This window comes from Mesorhizobium sp. C268A (assembly GCF_040324475.1).
Classification (GTDB): domain Bacteria; phylum Pseudomonadota; class Alphaproteobacteria; order Rhizobiales; family Rhizobiaceae; genus Mesorhizobium.
Genome location: NZ_JAMYVX010000001.1, coordinates 2722012 through 2746675, shown reverse-complemented (window position 1 = coordinate 2746675; position 24664 = coordinate 2722012). Strand labels below are relative to the sequence as shown.

General features: G+C 62.2%; 22 protein-coding genes and 1 other RNA gene. 13 read left to right on the top strand and 10 right to left on the bottom strand.

Annotated features, from left to right (window positions below; all coding sequences use genetic code 11):
- Positions 1-9 precede the first annotated feature (9 nt).
- From NKL06_RS13290 to NKL06_RS13260, 7 genes are all read right to left on the bottom strand, one after another.
- A complete protein-coding gene (locus NKL06_RS13290) occupies positions 10-951 on the bottom strand; it encodes a 2-hydroxyacid dehydrogenase (RefSeq protein WP_023682039.1) in 942 nt (313 codons plus the stop codon).
- 19 nt (positions 952-970) lie between these two features.
- Positions 971-2602 (bottom strand): ABC transporter ATP-binding protein, encoded by a 1632-nt coding sequence (locus NKL06_RS13285; RefSeq protein ID WP_023692608.1) that lies wholly within the window; start codon positions 2600-2602, stop codon positions 971-973.
- Positions 2599-3738, bottom strand: a complete 1140-nt coding sequence (locus NKL06_RS13280) for an ABC transporter permease (RefSeq protein ID WP_023682037.1) — start codon at positions 3736-3738, stop codon at positions 2599-2601. The genes NKL06_RS13285 and NKL06_RS13280 overlap by 4 nt, the downstream gene beginning before the upstream one ends.
- Positions 3738-4835, bottom strand: a complete 1098-nt coding sequence (locus tag NKL06_RS13275) for a microcin C ABC transporter permease YejB (protein ID WP_023669509.1) — start codon at positions 4833-4835, stop codon at positions 3738-3740. Before NKL06_RS13275 ends, NKL06_RS13280 begins: the two co-directional genes overlap by 1 nt.
- 174 nt (positions 4836-5009) lie before the next feature.
- Positions 5010-6878, bottom strand: coding sequence for an extracellular solute-binding protein (locus NKL06_RS13270; RefSeq protein ID WP_023692607.1), 1869 nt, complete (start codon positions 6876-6878; stop codon positions 5010-5012).
- The gene (locus NKL06_RS13265) at positions 6878-8755 is read right to left on the bottom strand and encodes an extracellular solute-binding protein (protein WP_023692606.1); all 1878 of its coding nucleotides are present in this window, start codon (positions 8753-8755) and stop codon (positions 6878-6880) included. The genes NKL06_RS13270 and NKL06_RS13265 overlap by 1 nt, the downstream gene beginning before the upstream one ends.
- Positions 8756-8906: 151 nt before the next feature.
- On the bottom strand, positions 8907-9572 hold the full coding sequence (locus NKL06_RS13260) for a c-type cytochrome (protein WP_023692605.1): 666 nt from the start codon (positions 9570-9572) through the stop codon (positions 8907-8909).
- Between the two features lie 193 nt (positions 9573-9765).
- On the opposite strand from NKL06_RS13260, the gene NKL06_RS13255 reads away from it, so the two are divergent.
- Both NKL06_RS13255 and NKL06_RS13250 read left to right on the top strand, forming a co-directional pair.
- On the top strand, positions 9766-10491 hold the full coding sequence (locus NKL06_RS13255) for a 3-deoxy-manno-octulosonate cytidylyltransferase (protein ID WP_023669513.1): 726 nt from the start codon (positions 9766-9768) through the stop codon (positions 10489-10491).
- Positions 10492-10514: 23 nt separating this feature from the next.
- The gene (locus tag NKL06_RS13250; protein WP_023692604.1) at positions 10515-11378 is read left to right on the top strand and encodes a prephenate dehydratase; all 864 of its coding nucleotides are present in this window, start codon (positions 10515-10517) and stop codon (positions 11376-11378) included.
- Positions 11379-11385: 7 nt separating this feature from the next.
- On the opposite strand, the gene NKL06_RS13245 is transcribed toward NKL06_RS13250, so the two are convergent.
- From NKL06_RS13245 to NKL06_RS13235, 3 genes are all read right to left on the bottom strand, one after another.
- Positions 11386-11691 carry a Dabb family protein gene (locus NKL06_RS13245; RefSeq protein WP_023692603.1) on the bottom strand — a complete coding sequence of 102 codons (306 nt, stop codon included), beginning with the start codon at positions 11689-11691 and terminating at the stop codon, positions 11386-11388.
- Between the two features lie 75 nt (positions 11692-11766).
- The gene (nudC, locus tag NKL06_RS13240) at positions 11767-12708 is read right to left on the bottom strand and encodes an NAD(+) diphosphatase (RefSeq protein WP_023692602.1); all 942 of its coding nucleotides are present in this window, start codon (positions 12706-12708) and stop codon (positions 11767-11769) included.
- A 35-nt stretch (positions 12709-12743) separates the two neighbouring features.
- Positions 12744-13163 (bottom strand): HIT domain-containing protein, encoded by a 420-nt coding sequence (locus NKL06_RS13235; protein ID WP_023682032.1) that lies wholly within the window; start codon positions 13161-13163, stop codon positions 12744-12746.
- A gap of 157 nt (positions 13164-13320) precedes the next feature.
- On the opposite strand from NKL06_RS13235, the gene ffs reads away from it, so the two are divergent.
- The 11 genes from ffs to NKL06_RS13180 all read left to right on the top strand — a co-directional run bounded on the left by ffs (position 13321) and on the right by NKL06_RS13180 (position 24654).
- An RNA gene (gene ffs, locus NKL06_RS13230) (signal recognition particle sRNA small type) lies at positions 13321-13417 on the top strand.
- Between the two features lie 204 nt (positions 13418-13621).
- Complete coding sequence (locus NKL06_RS13225; protein WP_023669518.1) at positions 13622-15433, top strand: DNA polymerase III subunit gamma/tau; 1812 nt, start codon at positions 13622-13624, stop codon at positions 15431-15433.
- Between the two features lie 31 nt (positions 15434-15464).
- Positions 15465-15788, top strand: a complete 324-nt coding sequence (locus tag NKL06_RS13220) for a YbaB/EbfC family nucleoid-associated protein (RefSeq protein WP_023669519.1) — start codon at positions 15465-15467, stop codon at positions 15786-15788.
- 218 nt (positions 15789-16006) lie between these two features.
- A complete protein-coding gene (locus NKL06_RS13215) occupies positions 16007-16975 on the top strand; it encodes a cell wall hydrolase (protein WP_023692601.1) in 969 nt (322 codons plus the stop codon).
- Between the two features lie 96 nt (positions 16976-17071).
- On the top strand, positions 17072-17677 hold the full coding sequence (gene recR / locus NKL06_RS13210) for a recombination mediator RecR (RefSeq protein WP_023692600.1): 606 nt from the start codon (positions 17072-17074) through the stop codon (positions 17675-17677).
- Between the two features lie 194 nt (positions 17678-17871).
- Complete coding sequence (locus NKL06_RS13205; protein WP_023692599.1) at positions 17872-19149, top strand: lytic murein transglycosylase; 1278 nt, start codon at positions 17872-17874, stop codon at positions 19147-19149.
- A 264-nt stretch (positions 19150-19413) separates the two neighbouring features.
- Positions 19414-21057 carry an ABC transporter substrate-binding protein gene (locus NKL06_RS13200; protein WP_023682026.1) on the top strand — a complete coding sequence of 548 codons (1644 nt, stop codon included), beginning with the start codon at positions 19414-19416 and terminating at the stop codon, positions 21055-21057.
- 19 nt (positions 21058-21076) lie between these two features.
- Positions 21077-22144, top strand: coding sequence for an ABC transporter permease (locus NKL06_RS13195; protein WP_023692598.1), 1068 nt, complete (start codon positions 21077-21079; stop codon positions 22142-22144).
- Entirely contained in the window at positions 22141-23061 is a 921-nt protein-coding gene (nikC, locus tag NKL06_RS13190) for a nickel transporter permease (protein ID WP_023692597.1), read from the top strand. The genes NKL06_RS13195 and nikC overlap by 4 nt, the downstream gene beginning before the upstream one ends.
- A gap of 10 nt (positions 23062-23071) precedes the next feature.
- Positions 23072-23908 (top strand): ABC transporter ATP-binding protein, encoded by an 837-nt coding sequence (locus NKL06_RS13185; RefSeq protein ID WP_023682023.1) that lies wholly within the window; start codon positions 23072-23074, stop codon positions 23906-23908.
- Entirely contained in the window at positions 23905-24654 is a 750-nt protein-coding gene (locus tag NKL06_RS13180; protein WP_023692596.1) for an ABC transporter ATP-binding protein, read from the top strand. Before NKL06_RS13185 ends, NKL06_RS13180 begins: the two co-directional genes overlap by 4 nt.
- The last annotated feature ends 10 nt before the right edge of the window (positions 24655-24664 follow it).

The window sequence follows — 24664 nt, the reverse complement described above, 5'->3', positions numbered from 1 at the left end:
TGGACTTCCTCAGTACCCCGCCTTGCGGTCGACCACGTTATCAAGCTTTTCGCCGCGCTCGAAGGCATCCATCTGCCGCAACATGCTCGGCGCCAGGTGGACAGGGTCGGAGGTCGCCGCCGCGTGCGGCGTCACGAACACTTTCGGGTGACTCCATAGCGGACTGGTCTTCGGCAGCGGCTCGACCTCGAACACGTCGAGGCTCGCCTCCTTCAGCGTGCCGTCGCCCAGCGCGCGCAAGATGTCGGCGTCCTTCTGCAGCCGGCCGCGCCCGGCATTGATCAGCACCGAGCCGCCGAGGCCGTTGCGCTTGCGCAATTCCTTCAGCACGCCGTAATTGATGATGCCGTGCGTGTCCGGCGTCAGCGGCAGCAGCACCACCAGTATGTCGGTGGCGTTGAGGAAGGGGATCAGCCCGGCCTCTCCGGCATAGGTCGCAACGCCTTTCATGGCCTTGTCGCTGCGCGACCAGCCATTGACGGCAAAGCCGAGCGACAACAGCACCGATGCCGCCGCGCGGCCGAGATTGCCGAGCCCCATAATGCCGACCGAGATGTCACCGGCCGGCCGCTGCGGCGGTTCGTGCCAGGTCTTCTTCGGCTGCTGCGCACGATAGAGCATGCCCTGGCGGTGATGGTCGAGCACGCGCCAGACGACATATTCGGTCATGTACTGCGTCAGGTTGTCAGCGACCACTTTGACGATCGGCACATCGGGCAGGCCGGGATCGGCGAAGATATGGTCGACGCCGGCCCCGATCGAGAAGATTGCGCGTAGATTCGGCAGCGATTTCAAGAGGTTCGGCTTCTGCTTCCACACCACCGCATAGGTGATCGACGGGTCAGAGGCGCCGTCCGGCTCCAGCACCACTTCGCGCTCGGCCGACAGCAGCTCGCGCCAGCGCTGCGGATGAAAGCCGGTGACGGCAAGCAGGATTTTGCCTTTTTCCATTTGCGGATTGTATTCCCTGTTATTCGCTAACGATACCGACTGGCGCCGTCTCGATCTTGAACGCGGCCGAGATCAGCGCCTTCGTATAGTCGGTCTGCGGGCGCTCGAAAATCTGTTCGGAAGGGCCGGCTTCGACGATCTTGCCATTGCGCATGACGATGACGTCATTGGCAAGGGCGCGAATGACTTTCAGATCGTGGCTGATGAACAGATAGGCAAGGTCGTGCCTGGCCTGCAGATTGCGCAAGAGGTCGACCACTTGCGCCTGCACGCTCATGTCGAGCGCCGAGGTCGGTTCGTCCAGCATGACGAAGCGCGGATTGAGCACCATGGCGCGCGCAATGGCGACGCGCTGGCGCTGGCCGCCGGAGAATTCATGCGGATAGCGGTTCCTGGTCGCCGGATCGAGCCCGACCTCCTTCAGCACGGCGACGACCTTGTCGTCGCGTTGGTCGGGCGACAGCTTCGGCTCATGGATCTTCAAGCCTTCCTCGATGATCTCCGAGACCGACATGCGCGGGCTGAGCGAGCCGAACGGGTCCTGGAAAACGATCTGCAACTCGCGGCGCAGCGGCCGCATGGCGTTGAAGGAAAGTTGGTCGATGTCGCTGCCGTTGAACTGGATGGTGCCGGTCGATGAGATCATCCGCGCCAGCGCCAGGCCGAGCGTCGTCTTGCCGGAGCCGGATTCGCCGACGACGCCGAGGGTCTGGCCGGCGCGCACGGTGACGTCGATGCCGTCCACCGCCTTCACATTGTCGACGGTGGTGCGAAAGAAACCCTTTTTGATCGGGAACCAAACCTTGATGTCCTTGCCGGTCATAACCGGCTTGGCGGCGTCGTTGGCGGCCGGCGGCTTGCCTTTCGGCTCGGCGGCGAGCAGGTGCTTGGTATAAGCGTGCTGCGGGTTGGCGAAGATGTCCTTCGTCGGTCCGGTCTCGACGATCTTGCCCTTGGTCATCACGCAGACGCGGTCGGCGATCTTTCTGACAATGCCGAGATCATGGGTGATGAACAGCATTGACATGCCCTTGCGGCTCTTCAGCCCCGCCAGCAATTCGAGGATCTGCGCCTGGACAGTGACGTCGAGCGCCGTCGTCGGCTCGTCGGCGATCAGCAGTTCAGGCTCGTTGGCCAGCGCCATGGCGATCATGACGCGCTGGCGTTGGCCGCCGGACAGCTGGTGCGGATAGGCGTCGAGCCGCTTTTCCGGTTCGCGAATGCCGACCTCGTTGAGCAGCGCCAGCGTGCGCGCCTTGGCCTGGCGGTCGCCCATGCCCTGATGCAGCGCCAGGATCTCGACGATCTGCTGCTCGATCGTGTGCAGCGGATTGAGCGAGGTCATCGGCTCCTGGAAGATCATGGTGATCTTGTTGCCGCGCACGCTGCGCAACTGCTTTTCGTTCATCGCCAAAAGGTCGGCGCCCTGGAACAGGATCTTGCCCGAGGGATGGCTGGCCGTCGGGTAGGGCAGAAGCTTCAGCACCGACAGCGCCGAGACCGATTTGCCGGAACCGGATTCGCCCACAAGCGCCACCGTCTCGCCCTTGGCGAGATCGAAGGAGATGTGGTCGACGGCGGTCGACTCGTTGCCGCCTTGGGTGAAGGCAACGCTGAGATCGCGGACGGAGAGCAGGAGTTCGCTGCTCATCGGAACGCCTTGCGCGGGTCGAAAGCATCGCGCGTTGCTTCACCGATGAACACCAACAGCGACAGCATCAGCGAGATGACGATGAAGCCCGATATACCGAGCCAGGGGGCATTGAGGTTACTCTGCGCCTGTTTTAGCAGTTCGCCGAGCGACGCGGTGCCGGGCGGCAGGCCGAAGCCGAGATAGTCGAGCGAGGTCAGTGTCGAGATCGAGGCGCTGACCAGGAAAGGCATGAAGGTCAGCGTCGCCACCATGGCATTAGGCAGAAGATGGCGCAGCATGATGGTGCGGTTGGACACACCAAGCGCGCGGGCCGCGTTGACATATTCGAAGTTGCGTGCGCGCAGGAATTCGGCGCGCACCACGCTGACAAGCGACGTCCAGGAGAAGAGCAGCATCAGCCCGAGCAGGATGAAGAAGCCCGGCGGCAGGATGGCGGCGACGATCAGCAGCAGATACAGCAGCGGTATCGCCGACCAGATTTCTATGAAGCGTTGAAAGAGAAGGTCGGTCCAGCCGCCGAAATACCCTTGCAGCGCGCCGGCGGCGACGCCGATAACCGACGAACCCGCAGTCAGGATCAACCCGAACAGCACGGAAATCCTAAACCCGTAGATGATGCGCGCCAGCACGTCGCGCGCCTGGTCATCGGTACCCAGCCAGTTCCAGTTGCCGACAATGCAGTCAGGATCGGCAGCGCCTTGCGGATATTGGCTGCATCGCCTCTGCGCGTCGTATTCCCATGACGGTTTTGCGGGAGCGGCGTCGGGGATCGCATTGTTGACGGTGCGGTAGGAATAGCGGATTGGCGGCCAGATCATCCAGCCATTGGCGTTGATCTCGTCGCGGATGACCGGGTCGCGATAGTCGGTGACGGCGTAGAAGCCGCCGAATTTTTCCTCGGGGTAGGCGACCGCCACCGGGAACAGGATCTCGCCTTTGTAGTAGGCGACGATCGGCCTGTCGTTGGCGATCAGTTCGGCAAACAGCGACAGCACGAACAGAGCGAGGAATATCCACAACGACCAGTAGCCGCGCCGGTTGGCCTTGAAGTTCTGCCAGCGCCGCTTGTTAAGCGGCGACAGCCAGGGGCGGGCGATCCTTGTCGGTGTGATCTCGGCTGCAGCCTGCGTCATCAGACGTCTCTCCGCTCGAAATCGATGCGCGGATCGACCCATGTGTAGATCAGGTCGGACAACAGCGTCACGAACAGGCCAAGCAGCGAAAATATATAGAGGTTGGCGAACACGACCGGATAGTCGCGCGCCAACACGGACCTGAAACCGAGCAGCCCGAGACCGTCGAGGGAAAAGATGTTCTCGATCAAAAGCGAGCCGGTGAAGAAGGCCGAGATGAAGGCCGCTGGAAAGCCGGCAATGACGATCAGCATTGCGTTGCGGAACACATGTCCGTAAAGCACCCGCCGCTCCGACAGGCCCTTGGCACGGGCCGTCACCACATACTGTTTGCGTATCTCTTCCAGGAAGGAGTTCTTGGTCAGCAGCGTCGTCGTCGCGAAGGCCGACAGCACCAGCGCCGTCAGCGGCAAGGTCATGTGCCAGAAATAATCGACGATCTTGTCGGGCCACGACAATTGGTCCCAATTGTCGGAGACGATGCCGCGCAGTGGGAACCAGTCCCAGAAGGAGCCGCCCGCGAACAGCACCATCAGCAATATGCCGAACAGGAAGGCCGGTATGGCATAGCCGACGATGATCACGCCGCTGGTCCAGACGTCGAAGGCGGAGCCGTCCTTGACCGCCTTGCGGATGCCAAGGGGGATCGAGATCAGATAGGACAACAGCGTGATCCACAGCCCAAGCGAGATCGACACCGGCATCTTCTCCAGGATCAGGTCAAGAACCGAGATGTCACGGAAATAGCTGTCGCCGAAATCGAAGCGGGCATAGTTCCACAGCATCATGCCGAAGCGTTCGAGCGGTGGTTTGTCGAAGCCGAATTGCTTTTCCAGCTTCTTGATGAATTCCGGATCGAGCCCTTGCGCGCCGCGATACTTCGAGCCGACGTCACCGGCCACATCGAAATTGCCGCCGCCTCCTGCATCGCCGCCGCCGCTGCCGAGGCGGTCGCTGCCGCCCTGGTTGGTCAGGCTGGCGATGACCTGCTCGACCGGTCCACCCGGTGCGAATTGAGTGACGACGAAAGCAACCGCCATGATGCCGAACAGGGTCGGTATCATCAGCAGGATACGGCGCAGTATGTAGGCGCCCATCAGCTTTCACCCTCCCCCTTGTGGGGAGGGTCGATCCGCGAAGCGGAGCGGGGTGGGGGTAGTCTCGATCCGGCGTACGCCGTCACACCGCCACCCCGGTTCGCCATTCGCGCTGCGCACGAAGTGCTCACCGACCCTCCCCACGAGGGGGAGGGTAAAGTGCCGCGCAACAGCCTACCTTTTGCCAATTTTTGCCGCCTTGCCCTTGTCGACCCACCACAGCGCTTCGACCGGGAAGTCGAAATCGGGTTTCCGCTCGGGAAAACCGAACATGTCCCAATAGGCGCTTCGATGATTCGCCAGGAACCAACTTGGAATCCAATCCCTCCGTGCACGCAAGACCCGGTCGAGCGCGCGCATGGCAATTGTCAGGCTTTCGCGACCCTCGGCGGCACCTGCGGCGTCAACCAGGGCGTCGATGGCCGGGCTCGACGTTCCCGGCAGATTGCGAGAGCCCGATACGGTAGCTGCTCGCGAATGGAAAATGGTTTCGAGGTCATCACGGGTTGGCGTCGCCGGAAACGAGGCCGCGACCGAGACGAGGTCGTAGTCGAACGAATTCTGCCGCAGCTGATATTGCGCGGCATCCACCAGCCGGATCGAGGCATCGATGCCGACCGCCTTCATGTTTTCGACCCAGGGCGAGTAGACCTGTTCGAAGACTTCGTCGTCGACAAGAAACTCTGCGGACAACCGACCACCCTTGTCGTTCACGACGAAATTGCCGGACCGTTTCCAGCCGGCCTCGGCCAGAAGCTTGGCCGCCTTGCCAAGCAACTGCCGGTCGCGGCCGGAGCCGTTCGACGCGTCCTGGATCACGGCTTCGCCAAAAGCCTCGGCGGGAATCTGCTCACGCAGCGGCTCAAGAAGAGCCAATTCTTGTGGCGACGGTCTGCCCTCGGCGCGAAATTCGGATTTCTCGAAGCAGGATTGCGAGCGCTCATAGGAACCGTAGAAGAAATTGCGCCGCGTCCATTCGAAGTCGAAGCACAGCCCGATCGCCTGCCGCACGCGCGAGTCGCGAAACTGCTCGCGCCGCTGGTTGACGGCGGTGCCCTGCATCGAAGGCACCGTTTCGGCCGGGAATTCGTGCTTCACCACCTTGCCGGCAGTGAAGGCTGGGAAGTCGTAGCCGGTCGCCCAGACGCGCGAGGTGAATTCCTCCCTGTAGAGGATTTCTCCCTTCTTGAACGCTTCGAAGGCAACGCTACGGTCCTGATAGAACTCAACGCGAATCCGCTGAAAATTGTTCTGGCCGCGATTGACCGGCAGGTCGTTGCCCCAATAATCAGCCACACGCTCATATTCGATCCAGGCCCCTGCCGACCAGCGACCGACCTTGTAGGCGGCTGACCCCAACGGCGGGTTCATCTGCGAGGAATCGAACGGGTTGGTCGTGTAGAACGCCTTCGACAGGACCGGGAACTCGACGACGTTGAGGATGGTGCGGCTTGTCTGCTTGCCGGAAAACCTAAGCTGCAGCGTGTGGGCATCCACGGCGATCCCGTCATCCAGATGCGTTAGCGGCAGGGAATAGTACGGGTGCCCCTTGTCCTTGAGCAGCTTGAAGGTGAAGGCGGCATCCTCTGCGGTCAATGGCGTGCTGTCATGGAAGCGGGCCTGCGGGCGCAGCGAGAAGGTGAAGTCGTTGCGGTCGTCGGAAATCGTCACGCCGTCAGCGATCAGCCCGTAAACGGCGTCAGGTTCGTCGTACGCTCTCACCATCAGTGAATCGAAGCACATCTCCGTGCGCTGGGGCGAATCGCCTTTGGGGACGAACGAATTCAGCGTGTTGAAGGTCAGCGGCGTCTGGTTGGCAAGCCAGTTGCGCGGCAGGAAGTTGAAGACGCCACCTTGCGGCGCATCGACATTGACATAGTCGAAATGAGTGAAGTCCGGCTTGTATTTGAGGTCGCCGAAAGCCGACAGTCCATGCAGTTTCACGCCGGTTGGGCTGGCGGCGAAAGCCTTGCCCGGCAGCAGCGCAGCAACAGCCGCGGCGCCACTGAGGGCCAGGAAATCGCGGCGAGGGAGCCCCGCCATCAATTGCTGCCCTTGTACTTGGCGGCCAGGGCCTTTTCCTTGTCCGCATCGATCCACCAGGAATCGATATCGGCGCCACGGTAGCCGGGCTGCTTTTCCGGGATGCCGAACTTGTTCCAGTAAGCCAGCCACACAACGGCGCGATAGTATTGCGGCACCACATAGTAATTCCACAGCAGCACGCGATCGAGCGCATGGGTGGTGGCGACGAGGTCATCGCGATCCGTGGCAAAAATGATGCGGTCGACAAGGGCGTCAACGACCGGGTTCTTGATGCCGGAATAATTGCGCGATGCCGGTGTGTCGGCGGACTTGGAGCTCCAAAAATCGCGCTGCTCGTTGCCGGGCGATTCCGACTGTTGGAGCTGTCCTGTGATGACGTCGTAATCGAAATTTCTGACGCGGTTGGTGTACTGGCTCGGGTCGACGATGCGCAGTGTCGCATCGACGCCGATCTTGCGCAGATTGGCGATCCAGGGGCTGGAAATGACCTGGTCGGTTTCATTCGAGCCTAGGATTTCAAACTTGAATGGCTCGCCGGTCTTGGCGTTGACCATCTTGCCGCCCTTGATCACCCAGCCGGCCTGGGCGAACAGGTCGACCGCCTGCTTCAGATATTTGCGCTCCGCCTGCGGCGAATCGTAGACCGGCAACTTGAATTCCTGGGTGAATACTTCCGGCGGCAGCTTGTCGCGGTACTTCTCCAGGATCTCCAATTCCTTGCCTTGCGGCAAGCCGCTAGAGGCTAGGTCCGTGCCCTGGAAATAGCTGTGGGTGCGAGTGTTGAAACCGAAGAACAGCGTGCGGTTCATCGATTCGAAATCGAACGGGTAGGTGAGCGCGGCCCTGACCAGACGATCGGCAAACAACCTATGTCTCTGGTTGAGCATGAAAGCCTGCATCGGCTCGGGCGAGGTGGTCTTGAACTCCTGCTTGATCACATCGCCGGCCTTGATCGCCGCGAAATCATAAAATGTCGCCCAGCGCTTCGAGCTGTTTTCCGGCTTGATATCGTCGAGGCCACCTTTCTTGAACGCCTCCCAGGAGGCGTTGTCGTCAAGAATGTAGGTAAAGTGCTGCGTGTCGAAATTCTCCCGACCGATCTTCACAGCCAGCTTGGCGCCCCAATAGTCGGGGACGCGCTGCCAGACGATTTCCGACCCCGCCTTGAAGCTGGCGATCTTGTATGCAGCCGAGCCCAGCGGCGGCTCCAGCGTCCCCTTGGTGATGTCGCGCTTCTTGCCATTGGCGTCGGTGCCTTCCCACCAATGCTTGGGCAGCACGACAAGGTCGCCGAGGATCTTGGGCAGTTCGCGATTGCCCTTCTGGTCGAAGTGGAACTCGACCTCACGGTCCGAGACAGCGACGGCGTCGGTGACGTTTTCGAAATAGCGGCTGTACATCGGGCTGTTGGCCTTCAGCACCTGGAACGACCAGATCACGTCGTCGACTGTGATCGGCTGTCCGTCATGCCATTTCGCCCGCGGGTCGAGCCGGTAGGTGGCCGAGGAATAGTCGGTCGGGTACTTGTAGGCATCGGCGACGAGCGGGTGGCTGACGCTGCCTTCGTCAGTCGCCTGGTCCATCAGCGTGTCGTAGAGCAGGCCGCCGCCAAATGGCTGCAGGCCGGCCGCCGGCGATCCCTGAACGATATAGGGATTGAAGCTGTCGAACGTGCCGGAAACGACCGAATTGTAGGTACCGCCCTTCGGTGCATCCGGATTCACATAATCGTAGCGCTGGAAGTTCTCGCCATATTTGGAGGGGCCGATCAGCGAAGAGGTGGTGTGCCATTCCTGGGGGAAGGATGCCTGCAGGCCGCCTGCGAGGGCGCCCACAACCAGAAAGGACCTCAGAAGCGTTCGGCCAACCGTCATGCGTTCTCCTCGTCGCGATGCCCGGCAATCCTAAATGATTTGACGCCGGTGAAAACCGCCATGCGGCGGCTTTGTCGCCGCATATGCGATTTTCCTAACAAAAAGCCGGGCTGAACCCGGCTTTTTTGAGGTCATGGAGATGACAATTCGGTTATTTGGCGGGCGCCGGTGCCGGCGTCGCAGGGGCGGGAGCTGCACCTTCAGCCGGCTTGGCCGGAGCGGCACCCTCGGCCGGCTTGGCCGGCGCCGTTGCATCGGCGGCGGCACCTGGCGTCGGCAGCGCCTTCGGGCTATCCGACAGCGTGCGCAGATAGGCAATGACGTTGGCGCGGTCCTCGTCCTTCGGCAGGCCGGCAAAGCCCATCGCCGTGCCCTTCACGAATTTCTTCGGCGAGGTGATGAAGTGGTTGAGATTGTCATAGGTCCACTTCTCGGCGCCGCCCTTGGAAAACTCTTTCATGCCGGCCGAATAGGCAAAGCCCTCATGCTCGGCGACGGGGCGGTCGACGATGTCCCAGAGATCCGGGCCGACCTTGTTGGGGCCGCCTTTTTCGCCGGAATGGCAGGCCTGGCATTTCTTAAAGACGGCCGCACCTTGCTCGACATTGGCGGTGGCCAAAAGGTCGGCGATCGGCTTCGCCTCTGCTGCGGGTCCGGCGGCGCCGCCTTCGGCAGGCTCCGTCGCCTCGATGGCAAAGCCGGGTTTTTCCGGCGCCGGCGAGGCAAACAGGGCGTCGGACACCAAACCGACCGAGAAGACGACGAAACAGGTTCCAAGCAACCCGGCGAGCAGTTTGTTGACTTCGTTGGAATCCATACGCCCCAGGGCTCCCTTTTCCGGCGGACCTCTCCGTCCACTCCGTCCGTCGGTATCGTGACCCACCCCGTCGAGCCGGTCAAATCGGGCGGAAACTAGGTCTTTTGCTTGGGCGTTGCAACACCTATAAGGGCGCTTCCAGTGAGACCTTTTGCCACTTTCCCCATCCTCTTTCGAACGCCTTGCAACCTCGATGTCCACGCTCATCCTGATCCCGGCCCGCATGGCCTCGACGCGCCTGCCGGGCAAGCCGCTGGCCGACATAGCCGGCGCGCCGATGATCGTCCATGTCGCCCGCCGCGCCGCTGAGGCTGGGCTTGGCCGGGTGGTGGTGGCAACCGACACGCGCAACGTGGCCGAAGCGGTGCGCGCGCACGGTTTCGAGGCGGTGATGACGCGCACCGACCACGAATCCGGTTCCGACCGTATCTTCGAGGCGCTGACCGCCCTCGACCCCGATCGCAAGGTCGAAACCATCGTCAATGTGCAGGGCGACCTGCCGACCATCGATCCCAAGATCATCGGTGCGGCGCTGAAACCGTTCGAGGACGCTGCGGTCGACATCGCCACGCTCGGCGTCGAGATCGTCCGCGACGAGGAAAAGGCCAACCCCAACGTCGTCAAGATCGTCGGTTCGCCGTTGTCGGCGACGCGGCTGAAGGCGCTCTATTTCACCCGCGCCACCGCGCCCTGGGGCGAGGGGCCGCTCTATCACCATGTCGGCCTCTACGCCTATCGGCGCTCAGCCCTCGAACGCTTCGTCGCGCTAAAACCTTCGCCGCTCGAACGGCGCGAGCGGCTGGAGCAGTTGCGGGCGGTGGAGGCCGGTATGCGCATCGATGCCGAGATCGTGCAATCGCTGCCGCTGGGCGTCGACACGCCGGAAGACCTCGAACGCGCCCGACAAATTCTTTCCTGAGACCTTCAACCTGAGATATCGGCATGCCTGACAAGACCAACAGAATATCCTTCCAGGGCGAACCGGGCGCCAATTCCGACACCGCCAGCCGCAACATGTTCCCTTCGATGGAGCCGTTGCCGTGCCCCACCTTCGAGGATGCCTTCAACGCGGTCGAGACCAACAAGGCCGACCTCGCCATGATCCCGATCGAAAACACCATCGCCGGCCGCGTCGCCGACATCCATCATCTCTTGCCGGAATCGAAACTCCACATCGTCGGCGAATATTTCCTGCCGATCCATTTCCAACTGATGGTGCTGCCCGGCGTCAAACGCGAAGAGATCAAGACCGTGCACAGCCATATCCATGCGCTGGGACAGTGCCGCAAATACATCCGCAAGAATGGCTGGAAGCCGGTGATTGCCGGCGACACGGCGGGTTCGGCGAAGCTGGTCTCCGAACTCAAGGACCGCACCATGGCCTCGCTGGCGCCTGCGCTCGCCGCAGAACTCTATGGCCTCGACATCATCGAGAAGAATGTCGAGGACACGGACTCGAATGTCACCCGCTTCGTCGTCCTGACCAAGGACAAGCGGTTGGCCGAACGGCCCTCGGCCGACACCAAGATGATGACGACCTTCATGTTCCGTGTCCGCAACGTGCCGGCTGCGCTCTACAAGGCAATGGGCGGTTTCGCCACCAACGGCGTCAACATGACGAAGCTGGAGAGCTACCAGTTGGGCGCCTTCACCGCGACGCTGTTCTACGCCGATATCGAGGGCCATCCCGACGATCCGCTGGTCAAGCTGGCGCTGGACGAACTGCGCTTCTTCTCGCGCGAAGTGCGCATTCTGGGTGTCTATCCCGCCAGCGAGTCGCGCGAGCAGTGGAAGGTCGCGGACTAAGGTTCCCCTAAACCAGCAGGGTCAGCGGCACATAGTCGATTTCCATGAAGGTTTCGACTTCCGGGATCCAGCGGTCGCGCACGAAGGCAACGTGGTCGGGATGCTCGTTATATCTGGTGTAGGCGGCCTGATCGACGAACTCCATCGAGAAGCCGAAGTGATAGTCGTTCTTCGGGCTGACTTGCCGCAGCGGCTCGAAATGGGTGACGCCCTTGATTGCGCTGAGAATGCGCCTGGCATCGGAGAGGAACCGCTTTTCCTCCAGCGAGTACTGCGGGTGCTTCAGGGTGAAAACCACGGTGTGACGGATCATTTTTTGCTCCCGTTAAGCAATTCCAGGAAAAGTGTGAAGCGGTTTTCCGTCCGGAATTGCGTAAAATAACAAGTCTTATTCGCTGTCGACCCAGGCGCGGATCAGATGATGCGCGATCGCGCCTTTCGGCGGCGTGACCAGATTGTCCTTGTGCGTCCTCTCCAGCATGGAACGCACCTCGTCGCGAAAAAACCAGCGGCAATCTTCCAACTCGTTGAGATCGGCCTGGATGTCGTCATTGAGCGGATCGCCGAAACAGCCGATCATCAGCGAATAGGGGAACGGCCAGGGTTGGCTGGCATGGTAGACGACGCGGCCGAGCCGGATGCCGGCTTCCTCCAGCGTTTCGCGGCGCACCGCCGCCTCGATCGTCTCGCCCGGCTCGATGAAGCCGGCAAGCGCCGAGTACATGCCGGGCCCGAAATGCCGGCCGCGGCCGAGCAGGCATTTTTCCCGCGTCGCCGTCAGCATAATCGCCACCGGATCGGTGCGTGGAAAGTGCTCGGTGCCGCAATTTGGGCAATGGCGCTTGTAGCCGCCGGCCCGCATTTGCGATTCATGGCCGCATTTGCTGCAGAAGCGATGGGTGGCATGCCAGGCAAGCAGGGCGGCGCCTTGCGCCAGCGCGCCCGCTGCCGCCTCGTCGATCAGCCCCTGCATATAGACCGAGCGATAATCGATCGCCTTCATGGTCTCCGGCAGCTGTTCGGGATCGAGGCCGACCGGCACGGCAAGGACCGGGCCGCTCTCGGCAAAGCCAAGCAGCACGCCTTGTGCGAGTGATGGCTGCAGCTTCTGGCTCTCAGCCAGATCGAACCAAGGGTCGAAGCTGCCATCGTGCAATTTCAGATACAGCCGTCCGCCATGCATCGGCAAAAAACGTGCCGAGGGATCGGCCAACGCCTTTTCGACGGAATCGTCGGCGCGGTTCTCGGATTGCCGATCAATCGTGTTTCCGGCGAAGCCGACGAACTGGCTCGGTTCGCGCAAGGGCGCGTCAAAAAGGCGAAAGGTCATGGAAGCTCGAACGTCTAGGAATGGACACAGGCGGCTTATAGCGCCGCCTTGATCTGTTGCGCAAACTGGCGGATGCCTGAACGCTCATAGGGCTCGCGCATGCCGTGCCCCCACACCGGCCCCGGCCAGCCCGGATCGCCTTCCGAGCGGGCGATGACGTGGACATGCAATTGCCGAACGATGTTGCCGAGCGCGCCGGTGTTGATCTTGGTGCAGCCCGTGGTTCTTTTCAGCGCCTGCGCCACCATGTTGGTTTCGAAGGTCAACATCGCCTGGTCGAGCGGCGTCATGTCGTGGATTTCTTCGGCCCCCGGCCGCTGCGGCACCAGGACCAGCCATGGCCAGCGGCTATCATTCATCACCCTGAGCTCGCACAGGCCGAGCCACATCAGCTGCTCGCTATCCGCCTCCAGCCTGGAGTCGAGCGTGAATCCGGCCTTGAGGCCCGGTAGCATTGGCGTTTCCCTTGCGCTTCTCGCATTATTCCCAAACTCATGACGCTAGAGCGGCTGCACGGGGGCTGCAAGCGATTCATTGAGCGGCGGAGTTCAAGGGCATCCGATTCTCAATGCACCCTTGCATTTGATCGCTGAATTGCCGATATGGAACGCGGGAGGTTGGTGGTGGACGATCCACTCGCCAACCGGGTCAGGTCCGGAAGGAAGCAGCCCTAACGAGCCCGGAACGGGTCATTGTTCCAGCCTCCCACCTCATCGGCCCCTCTCGCGACATTGACGACGCATTGCAGCGCGGGCGAGACTATTGGAGCAATTCCAGGGAAAGTGTGAGCGGTTTCCCGTCCGGAATTGCGTTAAAGCAAAGGGTAGAGCGGTTTGCCGTTTCAGAAAACGGTGAAACGATCTAGCAGGAATCGGCTACGCTGAGACGCGGCCTTTTGGAGCTTTACGGGCGAATGAGCGAAGCCGGAAATTCGGACCCCGAAAACCTGGAGAAGCAAAAGGCCGTCGCCTATCGCGTGCTGGCGCGCAAATATCGTCCGTCGAATTTCTCCGAACTGATCGGCCAGGAGCCGATGGTCCGCACTTTGACCAACGCTTTCTCCACAGGCCGCATCGCCCAGGCCTGGATGCTGACCGGCGTGCGCGGCGTCGGTAAGACCACGACGGCGCGCATCCTGGCGCGGGCGCTCAACTACAAGACGCCGACGGTCGACCATCCCTCGGTCGACCTCGCCCTCCTGGGCGAGCACTGCCAGGCGATCATGGAAGGCCGCCATGTCGACGTCATCGAGATGGACGCCGCGTCGCATACCGGCATCGACGACATCAGGGACATTATCGAGCGCGTGCGCTATGCCCCGGTGTCGGCGCGCTACAAAGTCTACATCATCGACGAAGTGCACATGCTCTCCACCCAGGCCTTCAACGGCCTGTTGAAGACGCTGGAAGAGCCGCCGCCGCACGTCAAATTCATCTTTGCCACCACCGAAATCCGCAAAGTGCCGATCACCGTGCTGTCGCGCTGCCAGCGTTTCGACCTGAGACGCATCGATGCTGGCGCACTGGTCGCGCACCTCTCCTCGATTGCCGGCAAGGAAGGCATATCGGTCGACGACGACGCGCTGGCGATGATCGCGCGCGCCGCCGAAGGCTCGGCCCGCGATTCGCTCTCCATCCTCGACCAGGCGATCGCCCATGGCGGCGGCGCCGTCAGCGCCGAGGCGGTGCGCGCCATGCTGGGTCTCGCCGACCGCGCCCGCATCGTCGACCTGTTCGAACATGTCATGAAGGGCGATGTGGCGGCCGCCCTTGCCGAATTCCGCAACCAGTACGACACCGGCGCCGATCCGGCTGCCGTGCTGACCGATCTGGCCGAATTCAACCACCTCGTCACCCGGCTGCGCTTCGTGCCGACGGCTGCCGACGACGCTTCCCTGTCCGAGGATGAGCGCCGCCGCGGCGCCGACTTCGCCAGCACGCTGTCGGTCAAGGTTCTGTCGCGGACCTGGCAGATGCTCTTGAAAGGCATTCCCGAGGTGCAGTCGTCCAACCGCCCGGTCAGCGCCGGCGAGATGGTGCTGATCCGCCTGGCGCATGCCGCCGACCTGCCGACGCTGGACGAGGCGCTGAAATCTCTAGAGAGCGGCGCTCCGGCGTCCGGTGGTGTGTCACGCCCGAATGGTGCGCCGGTAAATGCCGGCAATGGCGGCGGCGCCAGCGCGGTAGCGCAGACCCGGATGCCGTCCGGGCCAGCCGGTGCGCAAACCATGCGATTGGTCGACGCGCCCCCGGTCGCCTTTGTCGCGCCTCCGCAGCCGGTCGTCGAGCCGCAATCGCCGCCGCTGAAATCGCTGGCCGATATTGTCGCTCTTGCCGACGCGCAGCGTGACATCGCCTTCAAGGTGCTGGTCAAGAGCTGTATTCGCCTGGTGCGCATCGAGCCCGGCCGTATCGACGTCGGCCTGACCGCCGATGCGCCCAAGATGCTGCTCAACGACTTGACGACGAAGCTGCGCGCCTGGACCGGCCGCAACTGGCTGGTGTCATTGTCGAAGGAAGAGGGCGGCCAAACGCTGGCCGAGATGGAATCGACCAGGCGCGAGACTGCTTTCTCCGACGCGAAAAGCGATCCGGCTGTGGCCGCCATCCTGGCGCGCTTTCCCGGCGCCAAGATTATCGACGTGCGCATTCCCGACGCGCCGGAAGTCGACACCGACAAGGCCGAAGCGCCGGTCGAGCCGCCATCCGACGACGACGAAACCTGACCATAGCCACGAATCCGCAAAGGACCCGACCATGAAAGATCTTCTCGGCCTGATGGGCAAGGCGAAGGAAATGCAGGCCAAGTTCCAGGCCATGCAGGACGAGATCGCGACGATTGAAGCAAGCGGGCAGGCGGGCGGCGGGCTGGTCAATGTCACGCTGACCGGCAAGTTCGAAATGAAGTCGCTGAAGATCGATCCGTCGCTGTTCAAGGAGGACGAGGTCGAGATTCTCGAAGACCTGCTGCTGGCCGCTCACAATGATGCCAAAAATAAGGTCGAGCAGATTATGCAGGAGAAGACCAAGGCGCTGACGGCAGGCTTGCCGATCCCGCCCGGAATGAAATTGCCGTTCTGAGCCGGCTCCAACCAGTTAATTGATTATGAAGGGAAATCGGCTGCGGAGGCTGTTGTTAAGACTTTCTCCGGCTTTGCTCACGCAGACATATCCGGGCATTTATAAAGTTTTACCTATGCTGCACGAAAGCTAATCCTTTAGCCATCTTTTTGCCTTTAAGAGTCTCATTCTTGCCACATCTCGGGGCGGGCTGGCATCTGGACAATGAGGCATTTTTGTTGATCGCGACGCGATGGAAGACGCCGCTTCTGCTCGGCATCATCTTCTCCCCTATGTTCCTGGCCGGTTGCAGCCAGACCACGTCTTCGCACGGCCTGTCGGTCGCCAGCCTGACCGACGCCATCACGCCCAGCTTCCTTTCGACGCGCGCCTACCGCAACACGCCGAAGGAGAAGGAATGCCTGGAGCGGGCGATGTTCTTCGAGTCCAACCGCTCGAGCCGTGACGGCATGATCGCCGTCGGCACGGTGGTGATGAACCGGCTGCGCTCCGGCAATCATGGCAGCACCATTTGCCAAGTGGTTGGCGAACCGGGCCAGTTCGCGCCCGGCGTGATGACGCGGGCGATGAATTCGAAAGCGATGCCCGATGTCGAGGAGGCCGCCGATGCGGTGCTCAAGGGCGAGCGCAAGGCCAAGCTGAAGAACACGATGTACTTCCACACCGCCGGCCTGAGGTTCCCCTACAAGAACATGCATTACACCATGGTTGCCGGCGGCAACGCCTTCTACGAGAAGCGCGGTCGCAACTGGCAGCCGCTGCCGGATGAATCCACGACCATGGTTGCCTCGGCGCAGCCGCGCGCGCCTGTGCCTGAAGCGCCGTTGCAGGTTGCCTACGCCGAGCCGGTGGTGAAGACCATTGTCCGTCCAGATCCGGCCAAGCAGGCCGCGGCGGTTCGCGCAGCCAAGGCGACACGTGCCCCGGCCGAGCAGACCTATGTGACGGCTTCCGCGGCGCCCGCCAAGAGCGCCCGCATCGCCGCCAAGCAGACGGAGGTGGCGATGCAGGAGCCGATGGCCGAGCCCGATGCCTCGCGTTTCGGCGGCACGCTGAACGCCCGCTACATCACCTCGGTTCCATCGGCAACGCAGGAAGCGTCGATGGGCTTCCAGTCAACGCCTGAGAATACCGACGCTATCGGCGCGATGATTATCGACCAGACCCGGCCAGCGTCAGCTTACTGACGCCTAAAACAGTTTCCGAGCCCGCCATGGCAGCATGGCGGGCTCGGTGCGTATGCGCATGTTTCAAAGCGCGCGGAAAAATCCTAGATCAGTGCGATGTCGAAGCGAATCGCCGGTCCCGAGATCGAACGCCTGATCCAACTCCTGGCCAAGGTGCCGGGGCTAGGGCCTCGTTCGGCCAGGCGTGCGGCACTGCACCTCATCAAGAAGAAGGAGCAGCTTTTGTCGCCGCTCGCCGCCGCCATGGCTGAAGCCGCCGACAAGGTGCGCATCTGCACGACCTGCGGCAACGTCGATACCTCCGACCCTTGCATGATCTGCACCGATCCGCGCCGCGATGCCTCGACGCTGATCGTCGTCGAGGATGTCTCCGACCTCTGGGCGCTGGAGCGGGCGGCGGCCATGAATGTGCGCTACCATGTGCTCGGCGGCACGCTGTCGCCGCTCGACGGCATCGGCCCCGACCAGCTCAATGTCCGCTCGCTGGTCGACCGCGTCGCCGGCGGCGAGGTGAAGGAGGTGATCCTCGCCGTCAACGCCACGGTCGAGGGCCAGACGACGGCGCATTATCTCACCGACCAGCTCTCGGGTTTCAAGATCAAGGTCACCAGGCTTGCACATGGCGTGCCGGTCGGCGGCGAACTCGACTATCTGGATGAGGGGACGCTGGCGGCGGCCTTGCGCTCGCGGACGGCGTTTTGACGCAATTGGCGGGCAGGATGTGCGACATGAAAGCTTCGCATTCTTCGAGGTTTGCGCCAAACACCCCCCTCTGTCCTGCCGGACATCTCCCCCTCAAGGCGGGAGATTGGCTGTCGCTTCGGTTTTCGCCTACCACCTGCGTTGAAAGAAGAATGCCGTCCGAGAAGCTGCTGATCTCCCCCCTTGAGGGGGAGATGTCCGGCAGGACAGAGGGGGGTGTGAGGGAACGCAAGCCTCCAAGGCTGCTACTATTTTCATTTCTTGCAGCTCTGCTCGCCCTCCTCCTCATCTCCCCCGCCTCCGCCGCCAAAATCGACGACCAGTTCCGCGCCTGGCTGCAAACCGATCTCTGGCCGGAAGCCCAGACCAAAGGCATCTCCAAATCCACCTTCGACGCCGCTTTCGACGGCGTGAAGCCGAACCTCAAATTGCCCGACCTCGTCCTGCCCGGCGAGAAACCCAAAACGCCGCAGAAGCAGCATCAGGCCGAGTTCGGTTCGCCCGGCGCCTATTTCGCCGAAAAGACGGTGCGCGCCGTCACGTCAGGTGGGCGCACGCGCGAGGCGGCCAACGCCAAGACGCTGGCTGCGATCGAAAAGCGCTACGGTGTCCCGGGCGAGATACTGTTGGCGATCTGGGGCCGCGAGACCGGCTTCGGCGCGGCGAAAATGCCCTACGACGCCTTCGAGGTTCTCGGCACCAAGGCGTTCATGTCGACCAAGAAGGACTTCTTCCGCACCGAGGTACTGGCGGCGCTCGAGATCGTCGAGCATGGGTTGGCGCCGGTCGGCGCCATGAAATCGTCCTGGGCCGGCGCGCTCGGCCAGCCGCAATTCATGCCGACCTCGTTCCTGAAGCACGCCGTCGACTACGACGGTGATGGGCACCCGGACATCTGGAATTCGACGCCGGACGTGCTGGCCTCGATCGCCAACTATCTCGTCCACTATGGCTGGGTGAAGGGGCGTGGCTGGGGTTTCGAGGTGACGGTTCCGGAAAGCGTTTCCTGCTCGCTCGAAGGTCCCGACCAGGGCAAGAAGATCTCAGCCTGGGCGGCGATGGGAATCAGCCGCGTCGGCGGCAAAGCCTTTCCGGCCGGCGAACTGAAGGCGGAAGGGTTCCTTTTGATGCCGGCCGGACGCAGTGGTCCGGCCTTCATCGCCACGACAAATTTCTACGTGCTGAAGCAATACAACACCAGCGACCTCTACGCCCTGTTCATCGGCCATGGCGCTGACCGCATCGCCCATGGCGATGCTGATTTCGTCGGCAACTGGGGTGCGGTTGGCGGCCTGCATCGTTCCGACATCGCCGCGCTGCAACGGGCGCTGGAGGCCAAGGGCTACGATGTCGGCAGCGCCGACGGCCTGCCCGGCTTCAAGACCCGCCGCTCGATCGGCTCCTGGCAGGAAAAGAACGGCCGCCCCGCCACCTGCTTCCCCGACGCCGATCTGGTCGCTGCCATCAAGTAACACCGAAAAGAGCAGATTTTTCCCCATCGGCGGCTGCAATTGGCTCGCCCATGCTTCGACGCGCACAGCATATTCCGGTCCAGTATGCCGGCCCGCAAAAATGCCCGTTGCCGGTTGGAGGGCTGCCGGATAGGGTGTTGACCAACTGGAAAAAAATCAACACGGTATGGGGTCTAACGGTCCTCCTCCGGCCGCGAAAAAGATTACTGCAGCCCTGAGCCGGGAACTCGGGGTCAACAATCAACAAAACAGGGAACAATCATCATGATGATGGAAAAGTTTGCTCTACGTTCGCGCGTCTGGCTCGCAGGTGCTGCCATGTCCGCTCTGCTCATTGGCGTCGCGCCGGCCTTTGCCGTGACCCCCGCCGACACGCTGGTCGAAGGTTTTGCCATCGACGACATCATCTCCATGGATCCGGGCGAGGCGTTCGAACTGTCGACCGCCGAAGTCACCGGCAACACCTATGATCTGCTGGTCCGCCTCGACCTCAGCGACACCTCCAAGGTCAAGGGCGACCTTGCCGAGAGCTGGACCGTCTCCGACGACGGCCTGGTCTATACGTTCAAGCTCAAGCCCGGCCTAAAGTTCGCTTCGGGCAATCCACTGACGGCCGCCGATGTCGCCTATTCCTTCGAGCGCGCCATCAAGCTGGATAAGCCGCCGGCATTCATCATCAACCAGTTCGGCATCAGCGGCGACAATGTTGCCGACAAGGCCAAGGCCGTCGACGATACCACCTTCCAGTTCACCGTCGACAAGGCCTATGCGCCGAGCTTCGTGTTAAACTGCCTGTCGGCAACGGTCGCTTCGGTCGTCGACGCAAAGCTGGTCAAGGAACATGTCGCCGCGGTGACACCGAGTGCCGACTACAAATGGGACAACGATTTCGGCAACGCCTTCCTGAAGACCGGTTATGCCGGCTCCGGCGCCTACAAGCTGCGCGAATGGCGGGCCAATGAGGTCGTCGTGCTCGAGCGCAACGACAATTACAATGGCGAGAAGGCCAAGCTCGCCCGCGTCATCTACCGCAACATGAAGGAAAGCTCGGCACAGCGCCTGGCGCTCGAAGCAGGCGACATCGACGTTGCCCGCAACCTCGAGCCGAACGATCTCGACGCCATCGCCAAGAATGCCGATCTCACCACGACCAGCGCGCCGAAGGGCACGGTCTTTTACATCAGTCTCAACCAGAAGAATCCGAACCTCGCCAAGCCCGAGGTTCGCCAGGCGTTCAAATATCTGGTCGACTACGATGCGCTGAGCACGACCATCCTCAAGGGCATTGGCGAGATTCACCAGACCTTCCTGCCCAAGGGCGTGCTGGGCGAACTGGACGAAAATCCGTTCAAGTTCGACGTCGCCAAGGCCAAGGAACTGCTGACCAAGGCCGGCCTGGCCGACGGCTTCAGCGTAACCATGGACGTACGCACGGGACAGCCGACAACGGGCATGGCGGAATCGATCCAGCAGACGCTTGGCCAAGCCGGCATCAAGCTGGAAATTATCCCGGGCGACGGCAAGCAGACGCTGACCAAATACCGCGCCCGCAATCATGACATCTATATCGGCCAGTGGGGCCAGGACTATTTCGATCCGAACTCCAACGCCCAGACCTTTGCCTCAAACCCGGACAATTCGGATGAAGGCAAGACCAAGACGCTGGCCTGGCGCAATGCCTGGGACATCCCGGACCTGACAAAGCAGACCGAAGCAGCCTTGCTGGAGAAGGATGCCGGCAAGCGCGCCGATATGTACAAGAGCCTTGAAAAGACGATCCTCGACACCAGCCCCTTCGTCATCATCCACCAGCAATTGGAAGTGGCAGGCCTGCGCAAAAACCTGAAAGGCTTTGCGCTCGGTCCGAGCTTCGACACCAACTTCGTCGGCCCGGTCTCCAAGGAATAGCGCCGGCGGACGCGCCCTGATGAGCGCGATTGAAAACCAGGCGACGGCGGGGCAGGGAAGCGCCCGCGCCGTCGCTATCTTGTTGGCGATCGGCCGCTTCCTGGTCATCGCCGTCACCACCTATCTCGGCCTGCTCGCGGTGACCTTTTTCATCGGCCGCGTCATCCCGATCGATCCGGTGCTGGCGGTGCTCGGCGACCGCGCACCGGCCAATGTCGTCGAGCGCACCCGCCGCGAGATGGGGCTCGATCTTCCGTTGATCGAGCAATTCTATATCTATCTCAAGCATGCGCTGAACGGTGATTTCGGCACCTCTGTGCTGACCACCAATCCTGTGATGACCGACATCCGCCGTGCCTTTCCGGCAACGATCGAACTGGCGACTTTGGGCACTCTGATAGGCTCGTTGATCGGGGTGCCGCTCGGCGTGCTGGCAGCGGTAAAACGCGGCAGTCTCATCGACCAGATCGTTCGCATTGTCGGCCTGATCGGCTATTCCGTGCCTATCTTCTGGATCGGGCTTTTGGGGCTTGTCCTGTTCTACGCCAACCTCCAATGGGTGGCTTTTCCCGGCCGCCTCGACATCGTCTACGAGTACACATTCACACCGATCACCGGCTTCTACCTGCTCGACGCCGCGCTGCAGGGCCAGTGGGATGTCTTCTACGACGCTTACCGCCACATCATCCTGCCGGCAGGGCTGCTGGGCTATTTCTCGCTCGCCTATATCAGCCGAATGACGCGCTCCTTCATGCTGAACGAGCTGTCGCAGGAATACATCGTCGCCGCGCGCGCCAAGGGCCTGTCTGAAACGCGAATCATCTGGGGCCATGCGCTGCGCAACGCCGCGGTGCCGATGGTCACGGTGATCGCCCTGTCCTATGCCGGGCTGCTCGAAGGTTCGGTGCTGACCGAGACGGTGTTCTCCTGGCCCGGCATCGGCCTCTACATCACCAATTCGCTGCAGAACGCCGACATGAACGCCGTGCTCGGCGGCACCATCGTCATCGGTTCGGTGTTCATCGGCATCAATCTCCTGTCCGATGTTCTCTACAAGGTGCTCGATCCGAGGACGAAGACAGGATGAGCGCCGAAGCAATCCAAACGCGCCGCAATTGGCTGCTCAGCGATCGGCCGGCCTCGCGCATGCAGGCAAGGCTCGGCCGCGCCTATGTCGCCTGGCGGCGCTTTTCCGCCAACCGGCTGGCGTTTCTCGGCCTGCTCATCATCATCGCGCTGCTGCTGGTCGCCGCCTTTGCCGATGTGCTGGCGCCCTATTCGCCGACCATCGGCGATCTCAAGAACGCGCGGCTTTTGGCGCCGAGTGCGGCGCATTGGTTCGGCACCGACGATCTCGGCCGCGATATCTATTCGCGCATTCTTTTCGGCTCGCGCTGGACGCTCTACGTCGTCATTCTTGTCGCCGTCATCGCAGCCCCCATCGGCCTTTTGGTCGGCACCGTCGCCGGCTATGCCGGCGGCTGGACCGATGCCATTCTGATGCGCATTACCGACATCTTCCTCGCCTTTCCCAAGCTGATCCTGGCGCTGGCCTTTGTCGCGGCCCTTGGCCCCGGCATCGAAAACGCGGTGCTGGCCATCGCCATCACCTCGTGGCCGCCTTACGCCCGAATTGCGCGGGCCGAGACGATGACCGTGCGCAATTCGGATTACATCAAGGCGGTGCAATTGATGGGCGCCTCTCCGTTCCGCATCGTGCTGCGCCACATCATGCCGCTCTGCATCTCTTCGCTCATCATCCGGGTGACGCTCGATATGGCCGGCATCATCCTCACCGCCGCCGGCCTCGGCTTCCTCGGCCTGGGCGCCCAGCCGCCGCTGCCGGAATGGGGCACCATGATCGCGTCCGGCCGCCGCTTCGTGCTCGACCAATGGTGGGTGGCCGGCGCGCCGGGCTTCGCCATCCTCATCGTCAGCCTCGGCTTCAACCTGCTTGGCGACGGCCTGCGCGATGCGCTCGATCCCCGGAGTGGCGACCAATGAGTGGTGACCAATGAGCGGTGCACTTCTCGATGTCGACGACCTGCGCGTCACCTTCCCGACTCGGACCGGCCTCATCCAGGCGGTGCGCGGCGTCACTTTTTCGCTTGGCCGAGAGCGGCTGGGCATTGTCGGTGAAAGCGGCTCCGGCAAGTCGCAGACCGGCCGCGCCATCATGGGCCTGACGCCGCCGCAGGCTCTGGTGTCGGCCAAGAAGCTCGCCCTCGACGGCATCGACCTTCTGGCCATACCCGCCCGCCAGCGCCGGGCGCTGCGCGGCAAACGCATCGCCATGATCCTGCAGGATCCGAAATATTCGCTCGACCCGGTGATGAGCATCGGCCGCCAGATCGTCGAGACGCTGCGCACGCATGAAAAGGTCTCCAAGGCCGAAGCGCGCGAGCGGGCGCTGGCCATGCTGGAAGCTGTGCAGATCCGCGATCCCTCGCGTGTCTTCGACCTGCATCCGCACGAGGTGTCCGGCGGGATGGGCCAGCGCGCCATGATCGCAATGATGCTGATCGCCGGACCGGAACTGATGATCGCCGACGAGCCGACCTCGGCGCTCGACGTCACCGTGCAACTCGATGTGCTCGGCATCCTCGACCGCTTGGTCAGTGAGCGCGGCATGGGTCTGATCTTCATCTCGCACGATCTGCGGCTGGTCGCCTCCTTCTGCGACCGCGTCATCGTCATGTATGCCGGCAAGGTGGTCGAGCAGCTCAAGGCGTCGGAGCTGCGCGACGCCCAGCATCCCTACACGCGCGGCCTGCTCAACTGCATGCCCAGGATCGGTTACGAACGCCACCCGCTGCCGGTGCTCGACCGCAAGCCGGAGTGGGCGGCATGACGCCAGCCATTTCGATTGAAGGGCTGGAGGTGGTGTTCGACCGTTTTCGCGCGCTGAAAGGGGCGAACCTCGAGGTGAAGTCCGGCGAATCCTTCGGCCTGGTCGGCGAGAGCGGTTCCGGCAAGTCGACGCTGCTCAAAGCCATTGCCGGCCTGGTGCCTGTCGCATCCGGTACTATCACGGTCAATGGCAAGACGCTGGGAGCGCGCCGCGACAAGGCTTTTTATCGCGAAGTGCAGATGGTCTTCCAGGACCCCTATGGTTCGCTGCACCCGCGTCAGACCGTCGACCGCCTGCTACAGGAACCGCTCGCCATTCACGGCTTTGCCGATGGCGAGCAACGCATCCAGCGCGCCCTCGACGAGGTCGGATTAGGCAACGGTTTCCGTTTCCGCTACGCGCACCAGCTCTCCGGCGGTCAGCGTCAGCGCGTGGCGATCGCGCGGGCGCTCATCCTCGAACCGTCGATCCTGCTGCTCGACGAACCGACATCGGCGCTCGACGCTTCGGTGCAGGCCGAAGTGCTCAACCTGCTCGAAGAAATTCGCCGGCGGCGCAAGCTGACCTTCCTGATGGTCAGCCACGACCTCGCCATCATCACCCATATGTGCGAGCGCCTGATGGTGATGCAGAATGGCGAAGCGGTGGAAAATCTCACCGCGGGCCAGCTGATCGGGCATCGGGTGGAGAAGGATTATACGCGCAATCTGTTGAGGGCGAGCGAGGGGTTTGTGCGGACCGCTTGAATCTGGGGTT